Source organism: Lonepinella sp. BR2357 (assembly GCF_051851525.1).
Classification (GTDB): domain Bacteria; phylum Pseudomonadota; class Gammaproteobacteria; order Enterobacterales; family Pasteurellaceae; genus Lonepinella.
On record NZ_JBPDVG010000010.1, the window covers coordinates 63,801 to 77,431 of the forward strand.

The following is a 13,631-nucleotide window of genomic DNA, read 5'->3' on the forward strand; positions in this document are numbered from 1 at the left end:
TTATTTTAACGAGGGAACATTATGTCAACACAACTTATTCAGCAACTTCATCAAATTGTCGGTAAACATTATGTGATCACCGATCCGGCCAAAAATGAACAATATCGTAGTGGCTATCGTTTCGGATCTGGCAAAGCCATTGCCGTCGTTCGTCCCGCTACGTTAGTGGAATTTTGGCAGGTACTCAAAGCCTGTGTAGAGGCAGATGTGATCGTGATTTCACAAGCCGCCAATACAGGACTGACAGGCGGTTCAACGCCGAGTGGTGATGATTATGATCGGGATATTGTGATTATCAATGCCATGCGGATTAGTGGCATTCAGTTGATTAATCAGGCAGAACAAGTGGTCTGTTTACCTGGTTCAACCTTGAATGAACTGGAATTATTACTTAAGCCTCATCAACGTGAACCGCATTCCGTGATTGGTTCTTCTTGTATTGGCGCCTCGGTGATCGGGGGAATTTGTAATAATTCTGGTGGGGCGTTGGTGCAACGAGGTCCGGCCTATACTGAAATGTCCCTGTTTGCTCAACTGGATGAAAAGGGTGAGCTAACTTTACATAACCATTTAGGGATTGATCTGGGTAGCACACCAGAAGAAATTTTACAAAATTTACAAACGGGACAATATCAACCTGAACAAGTACATCAAACGGAAAAACGGGGTCATGATCATGCTTATTGCCATCATGTGCGTCAGGTCAATGAAGATAGTCCTGCCCGTTTTAATGCGGATCCTAACCGCCATTATGAAGCCTCGGGTTGTGCGGGCAAATTAGCGATTTTTGCAGTGCGACTTGATACTTTTCCCTTAGAAAAAGACACCGCCGTTTTTTATATTGGCACCAATCAAACCCAAGTGTTAAATGATATTCGTCGCCATATGCTCGCTGAATTTCAACAACTGCCTATTTCGGGCGAATATATCCATCGAGATGCCTTTGATGTGGCAGCAGAATACGGTAAAGATACATTTTGGGTGATTAAAAAATTCGGCACGCATCGTCTCCCAGGGCTATTTGCGCTGAAAGCCAAAGTGGATCGGTTGGCGAAAAAAATAGGATTACAGGACTTTAGCGATAAACTCTTGCAATTCGGCTCAAAATTTATTCCACAGCATTTGCCTGATAGTTTGCGTCAATACCGTGATAAATATGAACATCACTTGATTGTGAAAATGGGCGGCAAGGGGATTCAAGAGGCACAAGAATATTTAGCCCGCTATTTTGCAGAAAGCGACAAAGGCGGTTATTTTGAATGTAATGCACAAGAAACACAAGCCGCTATGTTGCATCGTTTTGCTGTCGCCTCTGCGGCCATTCGTTATCGTGCAATTCATGCGGATGAGGTAGAAGATTTAGTGGCGTTGGATATTGCATTACGTCGTAATGATGAACAATGGTTTGAAACCTTGCCTGAGGAGATGAACCAGAAAATTAGCCATAAGCTCTACTATGGTCATTTTATGTGCCATGTTTTCCATCAAGATTATATTGTGAAAAAAGGCCATGACTGCCATCAATTAGAAGAAGATATGTTAACGCTACTCGATCAACGTGGTGCAAAATATCCAGCGGAGCATAATGTGGGACATTTATATGAGGCCAAACCGGCTCTCCGTCAATTCTATCGTGAGTTAGATCCAACCAATAGTTTCAATCCGGGCTTAGGTAAAACCTCAAAGAAAAAATATTGGGCATAAAGCAAATAGGAAAAAATAAGCAAAAGTGCGGTGAAAAAAATGTCTTTTTTCACCGCACTATTTTTGTTCTATTTTATCAGCAAAGTACATTTCAAATCACTTCAACGGCTAAAAAATAAAAAGCTCACTAAACGTGAGCTTTTTAGGTATTAATTTTAGATTATTCCGCAGCAACTTCAGCTGTTACTTCAGGGCGATCTACTAACTCAATGTATGCCATTGGAGCGTTATCACCTGCACGGAAACCACATTTCAAGATACGGGTGTAACCACCAGCACGTTGAGCAAAACGTGGACCTAATTCATTAAATAATTTTGCAACAGTTTCAATGCTGCGTGTACGAGCGAAAGCTAAACGGCGATTTGCTACGCTGTCTACTTTTGCTAATGTAATTAACGGCTCAACTACACGACGTAATTCTTTTGCTTTTGGCACAGTTGTTTTAATGATCTCGTGACCAATTAATGAACTTGCCATATTGCGGAACATCGCTTGGCGATGACTACTATTACGGTTTAGTTGACGACCACTCTTACGATGGCGCATGACCTTATCCTTCTCAGAAAAATCTTAACCTAACTGACCATTAATCTTCAGCAATACTTGCTGGTGGCCAATTTTCAAGGCGCATACCAAGTGATAAGCCACGTGAAGCGAGGACATCCTTAATTTCGGTAAGTGATTTCTTACCAAGATTAGGTGTTTTTAATAACTCAACTTCGGTACGTTGGACTAAGTCACCGATATAATGAATTGTTTCTGCTTTCAAACAGTTAGCAGAACGAACTGTCAACTCTAAGTCATCAACAGGACGGAGTAAAATCGGATCAAATTCCGGTTTCTCTTCCTTGACTTCTGGCTGACGAACATCTCGCAAATCAACGAATGCATCAAGCTGTTCCGCTAAAATTGTTGCAGCACGACGAATTGCTTCTTCTGGATCAATAGTGCCGTTGGTTTCTAACTCGATAACTAATTTATCTAAGTCAGTACGCTGTTCAACACGTGCAGCTTCTACATTGTAAGCAATACGGTCAACAGGGCTATAACAAGCATCTACTAACAGACGACCAATTGGACGTTCTTCATCCTGAGCATGTACACGAGCGGAAGCAGGCACATAGCCTCGACCACGTTGTACACGAATACGCATATTAACAGACGCATTTTCATCGGTTAAATGACAAATTACATGTTCAGGATTTACGATTTCTACATCACCATCGTGGGTGATGTCAGCTGCAACAACAGGGCCAATTCCAGATTTGTTTAGTGTCAGAAATACATCATCTTTATTCTGAACTGTAACCGCTAGGCCTTTTAAGTTTAGAAGTACTTCAAGAATATCTTCCTGAACCCCTTCTTTACTACTGTACTCATGCAATACGCCTTCAATTTCTACTTCAGTGACAGCACAACCTGGCATTGAAGATAAAAGAATACGACGCAATGCATTACCTAGAGTATGGCCGAAACCACGCTCTAACGGTTCTAAGATCACTTTAGCGTGTGTTGAGCTAATTTGCTCAATATCCACTAAGTGTGGCTTTAAAAATTCTGTAACAGAACCCTGCATTTTATCCTCTCTTTGCTTGTAAGCTTAACTATTATTTAGAGTAAAGCTCAACGATCAGATGTTCGTTAATGTCTGCTGATAAATCAGAACGTTCAGGAACACGTTTGAACACACCTTCCATTTTTGCAGAATCAACTTCTAACCATGTTGGTTTTTCTTTTTGTTCTGCTAATTCCAATGATGCTTTGATACGAGCTTGCTTTTTAGATTTCTCACGCACAGCAATCACATCATCAACGGAAACTTGGAAAGATGGAATGTTTACAACACGACCATTTACTACAATCGCTTTGTGGCTCACTAATTGGCGAGCTTCTGCACGAGTGGCAGCAAATCCCATACGATAAACAACGTTATCCAAGCGACCTTCTAATAATACTAAGAGGTTTTCACCTGTATTACCTTTTAAGCGGTTCGCTTCTTTATAGTAATTACGGAATTGACGTTCTAAAATACCGTAGATACGGCGAACTTTTTGTTTTTCACGTAACTGACTACCATAGTCAGATAAACGTGGTTTGCGAGCACCGTGTTGACCAGGTGCTGTATCAATTTTACATTTAGAATCGATAGCACGCACGCCTGATTTAAGAAATAAATCAGTGCCTTCACGACGGCTTAGCTTGAGTTTTGGACCCAAATATCTTGCCATTTTCTTTCTCCAATTATCCTAACGTCAGATTAAACACGACGTTTTTTCGGTGGACGACAACCGTTATGAGGAATCGGAGTCACATCTGTAATGTTCGTGATTTTAAATCCCGCTGCATTTAATGCACGGATTGTTGATTCACGACCAGGACCCGGACCTTTAACCATAACTTCCAAGTTCTTTAAGCCAAATTCTTTGACGACTTCAGCACAACGTTCAGCAGCGACTTGCGCAGCAAACGGAGTTGATTTACGAGAACCACGGAAACCTGAACCACCTGCGGTTGCCCATGCAAGAGCGTTACCTTGACGGTCAGTAATAGTTACGATTGTGTTATTGAAAGATGCGTGAATGTGAGCTACGCCATCTACAACTTGTTTTTTTACACGTTTACGTGCACGAACTGGTGTTTTAGCCATTAATCTTTACCCCGACTTATTTTTTGATCGGCTTACGTGGACCCTTACGGGTACGCGCATTAGTTTTAGTACGTTGACCACGTACCGGTAAACTACGACGGTGGCGTAAACCACGATAACAACCTAAGTCTAATAGACGTTTGATGTTAAGTGTTACTTCACGGCGTAAGTCACCTTCAACGGTAAATTTACCAACTTCGTCACGCAGTTTATCAATCTGCTCTTCAGACAATTCTCTGATCTTAACGCTTTCAGCAATACCTGTTGCAGCACAAATAGCTTGTGCGCGGGTTTTACCGATACCATAAATTGCTGTTAAAGCGATTACAGTATGTTTATGATCAGGAATGTTAATGCCTGCAATACGGGCCACTATGCACTCCTATTTTTTTAACTAATTGGTATATTGATCTTGAAAAGCCCGTTTCAGGATACTCAAACAATATACCAAGGACATAAATGAGCTGAGCAGTATAACTGCTCAACTGGTTCTTTGCAAGAAAAATTTATCAATTAACCTTGACGTTGTTTATGTTTAGGGTCAGTACATAATACACGTACTACACCTTCACGTTTCACAATTTTACAGTTACGACAAATTCTCTTTACGGAAGCACGAACTTTCATTGCTTATCCTTTCTTTATAAAATGGACAACTTATTGTCCAAAACCTTTAAGGTTTGCCTTTTTCAACGCAGATTCATATTTGGTTGACATTAAATGACTTTGAATCTGCACGATGAAATCCATAATTACCACTACAACGATTAACAAGGATGTCCCACCAAAATAGAATTGGACGTTCCAAGCTGACATCATAATGTAAGGAACTAAACATACGAAGACAATATAAAGACCACCCACTAATGTGAGGCGAGTCATAATTTTATCTATATAACGAGATGTCTGTTCACCTGGTCTAATTCCTGGGATGAATGCTCCAGATTTTTTCAAATTATCGGCTGTATCACGAGGATTAAATTGCATTGCAGCATAGAAAAAGCTAAAGAACATAATTGCTGCCGCATAGACGATCAAATAAATCGGCTGACCTGGTTGTAACATTAACGATAAATTCGTTAACCATTCCAAACTAGAACCCTCACCAAACCAAGATGTAATTGTTGCTGGGAACAAAATAATACTGGAGGCAAAGATAGCTGGAATAACACCGGCCATATTGACTTTTAACGGTAAATGGGATGAACCCCCACCTAATATTTGACGACCTTGCTGGCGTTTAGCATATTCTACTTTCACTCGACGTTGTCCTCGTTCAACGAACACAACGAAATAAGTGACTGCAAACACAATGACGGCAATCAATAAAAGAACTAACGGATGCATCTGCCCTTGACGCGCCTGCTCAATGGTTTGACCAATCGCTGCTGGAAGACCAGCGACGATACCTGCAAAGATAATTAATGAAATACCATTACCAATTCCACGTTCTGTAATTTGTTCACCTAACCACATTAAGAACATGGTTCCTGTGACAAGGCTAATGACTGCTGTGAAATAGAAACCAAAACCTAAGTTAGGTACAAGGCCTGGTAACATACTTGGTAAACCGGTTGAAATCCCAATTGCTTGTAATGTCGCAAGTCCTAACGTTGCATAACGTGTGTACTTACTCATTTTACGGCGACCAGATTCACCTTCTTTCTTTAATTCATTTAATGCAGGATAAACCGTGGTCAATAATTGAATGATAATAGAGGCCGAAATATACGGCATAATACCTAATGCAAAAATTGACGCACGGCTTAATGCACCACCAGAGAACATGTTAAACATCTCAATGATGGTGCCTTTTTGTTGTTCAATTAACTGAGCTAATACGGCAGCATCAATACCAGGAACCGGAATGAAAGAACCAATACGGAAAACGATTAGTGCACCTAATACAAAAAGCAATCTACTTTTAAGTTCACCTTTACCGCTTTGAGTACTTCTACTTTGATAACCTGGTTGCTTAGCCATCTGTTAATTATTCCTCGATTGATCCACCAGCAGCTTCAATCGCTGCTTTAGCACCTTTAGTTACACGTAAACCACGAACTGTGACGGCACCTTTCACTTCACCTGCTAAAATGATTTTAACAAATTGAATATCTTTGGTGATTAAGTTCGCTGCTTTAAGTGAATCTAACGTGACAACATTGTCTTCGACTTTAGTTAAATCATTCAAACGAATTTCAGCGGTGACCGCTGCTTTCATTGATGTAAAACCAAATTTCGGTAAACGACGATATAAAGGCATTTGACCACCCTCGAAACCACGACGAACACCGCCGCCAGTACGAGATTTTTGACCTTTATGACCACGTCCACCCGTCTTGCCTAGACCTGAACCAATACCACGACCTAAACGCTTAGCACTGTGCTTAGCACCTTCAGCCGGAGATAGAGTATTTAAACGCATTCTCTTACTCCTCCACTTTAACCATATATGAAACTTGGTTAATCATACCACGTACAGATGGTGTATCTTCCAACTCAACAGTATGACGAATATGGCGAAGACCTAAACCTTTCAAGGTGGCTTTATGCTTCGGTAAACGAGCAATTGAGCTACGAGTTTGAGTTACTTTAATAGTTTTAGCCATAATTCATTACCCCAAAATTTCATCAACGGTTTTACCACGTTTAGCGGCAACCATTTCTGGTGATTTCATATTTGCAAGAGCATCAATTGTTGCTCGAACAACGTTAATTGGGTTAGTTGAACCGTATGCTTTAGATAAAACGTTACGTACACCTGCCACTTCTAATACGGCACGCATTGCACCGCCTGCGATGATACCTGTACCTTCGCTAGCTGGTTGCATAAATACACGAGAACCCGTATGAACACCTTTAACAGGATGTTGTAATGTACCTTCATTTAAAGCGACGTTGATCATGTTACGACGTGCTTTTTCCATTGCTTTTTGGATCGCTGCTGGAACTTCGCGTGCTTTACCATAACCAAAACCGATACGACCGTTACCATCACCTACCACTGTTAAAGCAGTAAAGCTCATAATACGACCACCTTTTACGGTTTTTGATACACGGTTTACCGCGATTAGCTTCTCTTGCAGTTCACCAGCTTGTTTTTCGATGTTTGACATCTCAATTTCCTCTATTAGAACTGTAGACCAGCTTCACGAGCAGCGTCCGCTAAAGATTGGACACGACCATGATATTTAAAACCGGAACGGTCGAAAGCCACTTCTTTCACGCCTTTCGCTAATGCACGTTCAGCAACAGCTTTACCTACTACTGCAGCGGCATCTTTGTTACCGGTATATTTTACTTGCTCACTAATTGCTTTTTCTACTGTTGAAGCAGCGGCAAGCACTTCTGAACCATTCGGTGCAATTACTTGTGCATAGATATGACGTGGAGTACGGTGAACCACTAAACGAGTGACACCTTGCTCTTTCATCATATAACGAGCACGAGCTGCACGACGGACACGAGCTGATTTCTTATCCATAGTGTTACCTTAATTATTTTTTCTTAGCTTCTTTAGTACGTACAACTTCGTCTGAATAACGAACCCCTTTACCTTTATAAGGTTCAGGTTTACGGTATGCACGAATATCTGCTGCCACTTGACCGATTAATTGCTTGTCAGCACCTTTCAACACGATTTCGGTTTGAGATGGACATTCTGCAGTAATACCTGCTGGTAAAGTGTGCTCGACAGGATGTGAAAAACCTAAGCTCAAGCCAACAACGTTGCCTTTTACTTGTGCTCTATAACCCACACCGACGAGTTGTAATTTTCTTGTGAAACCTTCGGTAACACCAATAACCATTGCATTGACTAACGCACGTGCAGTACCTGCTTGTGCATTCGCACCCACACTACCATCACGTGGTGCGAAAGTTAATGCACCATTATCTTGTTTAACTTCAACTGAGTTATGAATGGTACGAGTTAACTCGCCATTCTTACCTTTCACTGTTAATAGCTGGCCGTTAAGTTTTACCTCAACACCGGCAGGAACAGTTACAGGTGCTTTTGCAACACGAGACATTTTTCCTACCTCTCCATTAAGCTACATAACAGATGATTTCGCCGCCTAAGCCCGCTTGACGAGCTGCACGATCAGTCATCACACCTTTAGATGTAGAAACCACAGCAACACCTAAACCACCCATTACTTTTGGTAATTCGTCTTTACGTTTGTAAATACGAAGACCAGGACGGCTTACACGTTGAATACTTTCTACAACTGGTTTACCTTGGAAATATTTTAACGTAATTTCCAATTCAGGTTTTACACCTTCTAAAACGTTTACGCTTTCAATGTAACCTTCTTCCGCTAATACATTGGCAATTGCCACTTTTAGCTTGGATGAAGGCATACTGATCGCAACTTTGTTCGCAGCTTGACCGTTACGAATGCGGGTCAACATATCTGCGATTGGATCTTGCATACTCATTTGCTTTTACTCCGATTCCAAAATAAAGTGGATATTACCAACTTGCTTTCTTAAGACCAGGGATCTCACCACGCATGGCTGCTTCACGGACCTTAATACGGCTCAAACCAAACTTACTTAATACGCCGTGAGGACGACCAGTTTGGCGACAACGGTTACGTTGGCGACTTGGGCTTGAATCACGCGGTAAAGTTTGTAACTTTAACACCGCACTCCAACGATCTTCATCAGAAGAATTGACGTCAGAAATGATTTTTTTCAACTCTACACGTTGAGCGTAGAACTTCTCAGCCAATTTAACGCGTTTTACATCGCGTGCTTTCATTGATTGTTTAGCCATTGATAACCTGCCTTATTTACGGAATGGGAAATTAAAGGCAGCAAGTAGTGCTTGGCCTTCTTCATCATTCTTCGCTGTTGTGGTAATAGTAATATCTAAACCACGAACACGATCAACTTTATCATAGTCGATTTCAGGGAAGATGATTTGCTCACGCACACCCATACTGTAATTACCACGACCATCAAATGATTTCGCACTTAAACCGCGGAAGTCACGAATACGTGGAACAGCAATTGTAATTAAACGTTCAAAGAACTCCCACATACGTTCACCACGTAGTGTTACTTTACAACCGATTGGATATCCCTGACGGATTTTAAAGCCAGCAACAGATTTGCGTGCTTTTGTTACTAAAGGTTTCTGACCGCTAATCGCTGCTAAATCCGCTACTGCGTTATCTAGCAATTTTTTATCGGTCAATGCTTCACCCACACCCATATTCAGGGTAATCTTTTCGATTCGTGGGACTTGCATGACAGATGCGTAGTTGAATTTATTTTTCAATTCATTCACTACTTGATCTCTGTAATAATCATGCAGTTTCGCCATCGCATTACTCCAGTTTGTTAAATAATTTCATTATTAGATTTGAAGAAACGGACTTTTTTGCCATCTTCAAATCTAAAACCTACACGGTCAGCTTTGTTAGTTGTTGGATTGAAGATCGCTACATTTGACGCATCAATTGGCGCTTCTTTCTTCACTAAACCACCCTCTTTACCTAAAGCAGGTACAGGTTTTTCATGTTTAGTAATGATTTTAATTCCTTCAACAAGAACTTTACCGTTTGGTAACACTTGAGTTACCTTTCCACGTTTGCCTTTATCTTTACCGGCAAGAACGATTACTTCATCATTTTGACGAATTTTTGCAGCCATTTCTTATCTCTCCCTTATAGTACTTCTGGTGCTAAAGAAATGATCTTCATAAACTTCTCAGAGCGAAGTTCACGCGTCACAGGTCCAAAAATACGGGTACCGATAGGTTGCTCCGTGTTATTATTTAAAATTACACAAGCGTTACCATCGAAACGAATGACTGATCCGTCTGGGCGACGAACACCCTTTCTAGTGCGCACGACAACTGCTTTTAACACATCACCTTTTTTCACTTTACCACGAGGAATTGCTTCTTTCACAGTAATTTTGATGATATCACCAATAGCAGCATAACGACGGTGCGATCCACCTAGAACCTTGATACACATTACGCTACGAGCGCCTGAGTTATCAGCAACGTCTAGCATAGTCTGTGTCTGGATCATATTAGTGCTCCGTTTAAGTTAAAAAACACCCTTGCGGGACGAACCTACTTACCTTAGGATAAGTAGGTCGGTGAGTTTATCAAAAAGACAAGATAAAATCAACTGGATTTTCAAGGAAATATTCGCTATCAGAAACTTTGTAGAAATAAACCGCACTTTGTTTTAAGTAACAAAAAGTGCGGTTAAAAAATAAGAGATTTTGACTTTAATTTTTCTATTTTAACCCCCATTGCTTTAACGTCATATCAAGATCATTGGACTTAAAAAACGCACTCCCCGACACCACCCAATCAATATCATAATCTTGCAATTGTGTCGCCAGCTCCAACGTCATTGAGCCATCAATCGCAATGAGCTTAGATTGATGATGTTTATCAAGTAATAGATGCAATTGTTGGATACGCTCAAACAGTTGCGATGGATTCATTTTAACGCCTGTCCTTGGATCAAGCACTAGCAATTGAATCACATCAGTCCACTGCAAATAGGGAATCAGTTGCTCCAATGGCGTATCAGGGCAAAGGCTAATGCCCACAACGGATTCCGTTTGTGAATGAATCCATTGAGCCGTTTCTAGCAATGACAGCTTGCTTTCCAGTTGTAACGTAATAATATCTGCTCCAAGAGCAACACATTCTTGTACCAATGCACTGGGATCTTTCACCATCAAATGCACATCTTTTAGAAATGGCTCACCAAAGGGTTTTAATGCCATTGTACCAACGGTAAAAAGTGGTGACCAATTACCATCAGCAATATCAAAATGCAATAAACAAATATGATGACCTGCTAAAGTGGCTAAGGTTTCGGGGAATTTCATCCAATCCGATGACAAAATTCCCACGCTCACTTTCTGTTGTTTTAACGCTTGAATACGTTGTTGTCTATTCATCGCTGATGCTCTCTGGATAAATCCATTTAAACAATTTCTTTTGGCGAGGTTGCGTCATTAACGGCTCAAGTTCCGCCACACAACGATGATAATGTTCCGTTTGACGGTGGGCATCCAATGCAGCTTCGTCTTTGTAGACTTCATAGGCATAAAATCTCGTGCTAATGTCGGGATCTTGTAGCACATCAAAACGTAAATTGCCTGGGTTCTTGGCAAGTGCCGAGGTGGTTACGTTGGAAAACTTGCAAGAATTCCTGCTCTTTTCCTGCTTTAATATTAATTTCAACGAGCATGGCAAACATAATATTCTCCTTAAAATTCTCTTGAAGAACACCGCACTTTTTGTTGATTTTCCGCCAAAAAGTGCGGTAAATTTTTAACGATTTTTTTCATCTAAATAAAGTTGGTACGCCCGTTGAGCGTTCTCACCTTGATGAACCACGGCGTGTACGGCTTTTAACATAGCAATCGGAGCTTCGGATTGGAAAATATTACGCCCCATATCCACACCCGATGCCCCTTGGTCAATGGCTTGATAGCACATTTCCAAGGCATCTTGTTCAGGCAATTTTTTACCGCCAGCAATCACAATCGGCACAGGGCAACCTGCGGTAATTCGCTCGAAACCCTGTTCTACATAATAGGTTTTGATAATGCTGGCACCCATTTCGGCGGCAATGCGAGTGGCTAAGGAAAAATAACGTTGATCCCGTTGCATATCCTTGCCCACGCCTGTCACTGCCATCACGGGCATACCATAACGCATACCCTGATCCACTAATTGAATGATATTTTTAATGGATTGATGTTCGTGTTCCGAGCCGATATACACCTGTGCTGCCACGGCATTCACATTGAGACGTAAGGCATCTTCTATGCTGACTGCCACCGCTTCGTTGGACAATTCGGTCAAAATAGAATTTGCCCCTGATGCTCGCAAGACCACCGGTTTATTGGTAGCAGGTGGCACGACTGAACGCAAAATCCCACGAGTACACATTAACACATCGGTGTATTCAAAAAGCGGTGCAATATGTAAATCAATTCGCTCAAGCCCTGTGGTTGGCCCTTGGAAATAGCCGTGATCAAAGGCAAGCATAATGGTTTTGCCTGTTTTGGGATTAAAGATATTGGCAAGACGGGATTGCATTCCCCAATCTAACGCCCCACTGCCTTTTAAATAAAAAGCGTGATTTTGTTGTGGTTTGCCAATGCCAAAGTCTTTGCCATCTCGAATATCATCTAAATCTGCCATATTGTACTCCTATTAGAAATTATATTGATCAATATTATCGGCGGTGAATACCACACGTTCAGGTAACAGTACTATGCCGTTGCCTTTGGCTTCATAGTCGTAACCTTGCACTTTATTTGGTGAAACTTCTACCGTTCCTACGCCTTGAACATCCAATTTATCCCCAACATTTAAGGTTTTCCCTTTCAATAATTCGCTTGCTACGGCAACCGAAATTTTGCCTTGTTGCGTTACATCCCATAAACCGAATTGTTTCACAGTGCCACGTTTGACATAAGGTCGCATCACATTCGGTGTGCTAAAGCCGACAATAGTCACGCCGTTCACTTTCAAATTTTCTGCAGCTTGTGCGGCGGCTGGTAAGGCATTGGCATCAGGGGCAATAATCGCATCTAAATCGGGATAGGCTTTCAAAATACCTTCGGCGGTTTGCAACGATTTAATCGCATCGTTATAACCAAATTGGGTAGTCACAATTTCCCATTCAGGATGATCTTTAGCAATCTTCTGTTTTGCCACATTGACCCATTGATTTTGGTCGGTCACGGTTGGACTAGAATAAAAGAATGCGACTTTCGCTTTGGGTTTGCTGATTTGATTCGCTGCCATATCCACAAGCATTGCTCCAAGCTGATCTGGTGTGCCTTGATCGATGTAATGGCTACGACATTCAGGTTTGGTATCAGAATCCCACGTCAAGATTTTCACGCCCCGTTTCATTGCACGTTGCAATGTGGAACATAAGCCATCTGGCGAAACCGCCGCGACGACAATAGCGTTATAGCCTTGATTGACGAAGTTATTAATCAATTGCACTTGATTGGAAACACTCGGTTCAGTTGGACCGTCATAGGTAACGTCAACTCCTAAGGTTTTCCCCATTTCTACCGCACCTTGTCCACCGCTGGTAAAGTAGCCTACGCCCACCAGTTTAGGAATAAAGGCGATACGATCTGTCGCTTGTGCTGCACTGATGGAAGATAAGCCCAATGCCACCGCAAGTGCGGTTGTTTTGATTACATTTTTCATAATAATACTCCTTAGTTGAGTTTTGAAAGAAACACACCAAACAGCCAGTATGTTGA

The 13,631-nt window shown here is 41.5% G+C and carries 21 protein-coding genes and 1 pseudogene; 1 reads left to right on the forward strand and 21 read right to left on the reverse strand.

The annotated features are described in order from the left end of the window. Window positions 1–21: 21 nt before the first annotated feature. Window positions 22–1,704, forward strand: coding sequence for a D-lactate dehydrogenase (dld, locus tag ACTG7L_RS08105; protein ID WP_439328129.1), 1,683 nt, complete (start codon window positions 22–24; stop codon window positions 1,702–1,704). Window positions 1,705–1,864: 160 nt separating this feature from the next. Here dld and rplQ read toward each other — a convergent pair whose 3' ends face one another. The 21 genes and pseudogenes from rplQ to lsrB form a co-directional block, all read right to left on the reverse strand. Further along, window positions 1,865–2,251 (reverse strand): 50S ribosomal protein L17, encoded by a 387-nt coding sequence (gene rplQ / locus ACTG7L_RS08110; protein WP_439328130.1) that lies wholly within the window; start codon window positions 2,249–2,251, stop codon window positions 1,865–1,867. Window positions 2,252–2,291: 40 nt separating this feature from the next. Beyond that, window positions 2,292–3,281: a DNA-directed RNA polymerase subunit alpha gene (locus ACTG7L_RS08115; RefSeq protein WP_439242732.1), complete on the reverse strand. Its 990-nt coding sequence runs from the start codon at window positions 3,279–3,281 to the stop codon at window positions 2,292–2,294. A 31-nt stretch (window positions 3,282–3,312) separates the two neighbouring features. After that, the gene (gene rpsD / locus ACTG7L_RS08120) at window positions 3,313–3,933 is read right to left on the reverse strand and encodes a 30S ribosomal protein S4 (protein ID WP_386687884.1); all 621 of its coding nucleotides are present in this window, start codon (window positions 3,931–3,933) and stop codon (window positions 3,313–3,315) included. A gap of 29 nt (window positions 3,934–3,962) precedes the next feature. Beyond that, window positions 3,963–4,352, reverse strand: a complete 390-nt coding sequence (gene rpsK / locus ACTG7L_RS08125; RefSeq protein ID WP_132302881.1) for a 30S ribosomal protein S11 — start codon at window positions 4,350–4,352, stop codon at window positions 3,963–3,965. Window positions 4,353–4,368: 16 nt separating this feature from the next. Next, window positions 4,369–4,725 (reverse strand): 30S ribosomal protein S13, encoded by a 357-nt coding sequence (gene rpsM / locus ACTG7L_RS08130; RefSeq protein ID WP_386687887.1) that lies wholly within the window; start codon window positions 4,723–4,725, stop codon window positions 4,369–4,371. A gap of 140 nt (window positions 4,726–4,865) precedes the next feature. Beyond that, complete coding sequence (gene rpmJ, locus ACTG7L_RS08135) at window positions 4,866–4,979, reverse strand: 50S ribosomal protein L36 (RefSeq protein WP_012072236.1); 114 nt, start codon at window positions 4,977–4,979, stop codon at window positions 4,866–4,868. Window positions 4,980–5,009: 30 nt separating this feature from the next. Continuing rightward, entirely contained in the window at window positions 5,010–6,335 is a 1,326-nt protein-coding gene (secY, locus tag ACTG7L_RS08140; protein WP_439242729.1) for a preprotein translocase subunit SecY, read from the reverse strand. Window positions 6,336–6,342: 7 nt separating this feature from the next. Next, window positions 6,343–6,777: a 50S ribosomal protein L15 gene (gene rplO, locus ACTG7L_RS08145; protein WP_439242727.1), complete on the reverse strand. Its 435-nt coding sequence runs from the start codon at window positions 6,775–6,777 to the stop codon at window positions 6,343–6,345. Between the two features lie 4 nt (window positions 6,778–6,781). After that, complete coding sequence (gene rpmD / locus ACTG7L_RS08150; protein WP_132302876.1) at window positions 6,782–6,961, reverse strand: 50S ribosomal protein L30; 180 nt, start codon at window positions 6,959–6,961, stop codon at window positions 6,782–6,784. A gap of 6 nt (window positions 6,962–6,967) precedes the next feature. Then, window positions 6,968–7,468 carry a 30S ribosomal protein S5 gene (rpsE, locus tag ACTG7L_RS08155; protein ID WP_132302875.1) on the reverse strand — a complete coding sequence of 167 codons (501 nt, stop codon included), beginning with the start codon at window positions 7,466–7,468 and terminating at the stop codon, window positions 6,968–6,970. Window positions 7,469–7,482: 14 nt separating this feature from the next. After that, window positions 7,483–7,836, reverse strand: a complete 354-nt coding sequence (rplR, locus tag ACTG7L_RS08160) for a 50S ribosomal protein L18 (protein WP_439242725.1) — start codon at window positions 7,834–7,836, stop codon at window positions 7,483–7,485. A 13-nt stretch (window positions 7,837–7,849) separates the two neighbouring features. After that, window positions 7,850–8,383: a 50S ribosomal protein L6 gene (gene rplF / locus ACTG7L_RS08165; RefSeq protein ID WP_439242723.1), complete on the reverse strand. Its 534-nt coding sequence runs from the start codon at window positions 8,381–8,383 to the stop codon at window positions 7,850–7,852. Between the two features lie 16 nt (window positions 8,384–8,399). Next, window positions 8,400–8,792: a 30S ribosomal protein S8 gene (gene rpsH, locus ACTG7L_RS08170; RefSeq protein ID WP_439242721.1), complete on the reverse strand. Its 393-nt coding sequence runs from the start codon at window positions 8,790–8,792 to the stop codon at window positions 8,400–8,402. A 34-nt stretch (window positions 8,793–8,826) separates the two neighbouring features. Then, window positions 8,827–9,132 carry a 30S ribosomal protein S14 gene (rpsN, locus tag ACTG7L_RS08175; RefSeq protein ID WP_132302871.1) on the reverse strand — a complete coding sequence of 102 codons (306 nt, stop codon included), beginning with the start codon at window positions 9,130–9,132 and terminating at the stop codon, window positions 8,827–8,829. A 12-nt stretch (window positions 9,133–9,144) separates the two neighbouring features. Beyond that, window positions 9,145–9,684: a 50S ribosomal protein L5 gene (rplE, locus tag ACTG7L_RS08180; protein WP_132302870.1), complete on the reverse strand. Its 540-nt coding sequence runs from the start codon at window positions 9,682–9,684 to the stop codon at window positions 9,145–9,147. A 17-nt stretch (window positions 9,685–9,701) separates the two neighbouring features. After that, on the reverse strand, window positions 9,702–10,013 hold the full coding sequence (gene rplX / locus ACTG7L_RS08185) for a 50S ribosomal protein L24 (protein ID WP_386695003.1): 312 nt from the start codon (window positions 10,011–10,013) through the stop codon (window positions 9,702–9,704). A gap of 14 nt (window positions 10,014–10,027) precedes the next feature. Next, on the reverse strand, window positions 10,028–10,399 hold the full coding sequence (gene rplN / locus ACTG7L_RS08190; RefSeq protein ID WP_132302868.1) for a 50S ribosomal protein L14: 372 nt from the start codon (window positions 10,397–10,399) through the stop codon (window positions 10,028–10,030). A 214-nt stretch (window positions 10,400–10,613) separates the two neighbouring features. Then, a complete protein-coding gene (locus ACTG7L_RS08195; RefSeq protein WP_439328131.1) occupies window positions 10,614–11,291 on the reverse strand; it encodes a ribulose phosphate epimerase in 678 nt (225 codons plus the stop codon). Next, window positions 11,284–11,593 (reverse strand): annotated as a pseudogene (lsrG, locus tag ACTG7L_RS08200) ((4S)-4-hydroxy-5-phosphonooxypentane-2,3-dione isomerase). Before lsrG ends, ACTG7L_RS08195 begins: the two are co-directional and overlap by 8 nt. A 74-nt stretch (window positions 11,594–11,667) precedes the next feature. Next, window positions 11,668–12,546 carry a 3-hydroxy-5-phosphonooxypentane-2,4-dione thiolase gene (lsrF, locus tag ACTG7L_RS08205; protein ID WP_439328132.1) on the reverse strand — a complete coding sequence of 293 codons (879 nt, stop codon included), beginning with the start codon at window positions 12,544–12,546 and terminating at the stop codon, window positions 11,668–11,670. 12 nt (window positions 12,547–12,558) lie between these two features. Continuing rightward, window positions 12,559–13,575, reverse strand: a complete 1,017-nt coding sequence (gene lsrB / locus ACTG7L_RS08210) for an autoinducer 2 ABC transporter substrate-binding protein LsrB (RefSeq protein ID WP_439328133.1) — start codon at window positions 13,573–13,575, stop codon at window positions 12,559–12,561. Window positions 13,576–13,631: the final 56 nt, after the last annotated feature.

What these genes read in the sequence shown, in the direction of transcription:
- dld (WP_439328129.1), top strand. Translation starts at nt 22, where the DNA reads ATGTCAACACAACTTATTCAGCAACTTCATCAAATTGTCGGTAAACAT.
- rplQ (WP_439328130.1), bottom strand. Translation starts at nt 2,251, where the DNA reads ATGCGCCATCGTAAGAGTGGTCGTCAACTAAACCGTAATAGTAGTCAT.
- ACTG7L_RS08115 (WP_439242732.1), bottom strand. Translation starts at nt 3,281, where the DNA reads ATGCAGGGTTCTGTTACAGAATTTTTAAAGCCACACTTAGTGGATATT.
- rpsD (WP_386687884.1), bottom strand. Translation starts at nt 3,933, where the DNA reads ATGGCAAGATATTTGGGTCCAAAACTCAAGCTAAGCCGTCGTGAAGGC.
- rpsK (WP_132302881.1), bottom strand. Translation starts at nt 4,352, where the DNA reads ATGGCTAAAACACCAGTTCGTGCACGTAAACGTGTAAAAAAACAAGTT.
- rpmJ (WP_012072236.1), bottom strand. Translation starts at nt 4,979, where the DNA reads ATGAAAGTTCGTGCTTCCGTAAAGAGAATTTGTCGTAACTGTAAAATT.
- secY (WP_439242729.1), bottom strand. Translation starts at nt 6,335, where the DNA reads ATGGCTAAGCAACCAGGTTATCAAAGTAGAAGTACTCAAAGCGGTAAA.
- rplO (WP_439242727.1), bottom strand. Translation starts at nt 6,777, where the DNA reads ATGCGTTTAAATACTCTATCTCCGGCTGAAGGTGCTAAGCACAGTGCT.
- rpmD (WP_132302876.1), bottom strand. Translation starts at nt 6,961, where the DNA reads ATGGCTAAAACTATTAAAGTAACTCAAACTCGTAGCTCAATTGCTCGT.
- rpsE (WP_132302875.1), bottom strand. Translation starts at nt 7,468, where the DNA reads ATGTCAAACATCGAAAAACAAGCTGGTGAACTGCAAGAGAAGCTAATC.
- rplR (WP_439242725.1), bottom strand. Translation starts at nt 7,836, where the DNA reads ATGGATAAGAAATCAGCTCGTGTCCGTCGTGCAGCTCGTGCTCGTTAT.
- rplF (WP_439242723.1), bottom strand. Translation starts at nt 8,383, where the DNA reads ATGTCTCGTGTTGCAAAAGCACCTGTAACTGTTCCTGCCGGTGTTGAG.
- rpsH (WP_439242721.1), bottom strand. Translation starts at nt 8,792, where the DNA reads ATGAGTATGCAAGATCCAATCGCAGATATGTTGACCCGCATTCGTAAC.
- rpsN (WP_132302871.1), bottom strand. Translation starts at nt 9,132, where the DNA reads ATGGCTAAACAATCAATGAAAGCACGCGATGTAAAACGCGTTAAATTG.
- rplE (WP_132302870.1), bottom strand. Translation starts at nt 9,684, where the DNA reads ATGGCGAAACTGCATGATTATTACAGAGATCAAGTAGTGAATGAATTG.
- rplX (WP_386695003.1), bottom strand. Translation starts at nt 10,013, where the DNA reads ATGGCTGCAAAAATTCGTCAAAATGATGAAGTAATCGTTCTTGCCGGT.
- rplN (WP_132302868.1), bottom strand. Translation starts at nt 10,399, where the DNA reads ATGATCCAGACACAGACTATGCTAGACGTTGCTGATAACTCAGGCGCT.
- ACTG7L_RS08195 (WP_439328131.1), bottom strand. Translation starts at nt 11,291, where the DNA reads ATGAATAGACAACAACGTATTCAAGCGTTAAAACAACAGAAAGTGAGC.
- lsrF (WP_439328132.1), bottom strand. Translation starts at nt 12,546, where the DNA reads ATGGCAGATTTAGATGATATTCGAGATGGCAAAGACTTTGGCATTGGC.
- lsrB (WP_439328133.1), bottom strand. Translation starts at nt 13,575, where the DNA reads ATGAAAAATGTAATCAAAACAACCGCACTTGCGGTGGCATTGGGCTTA.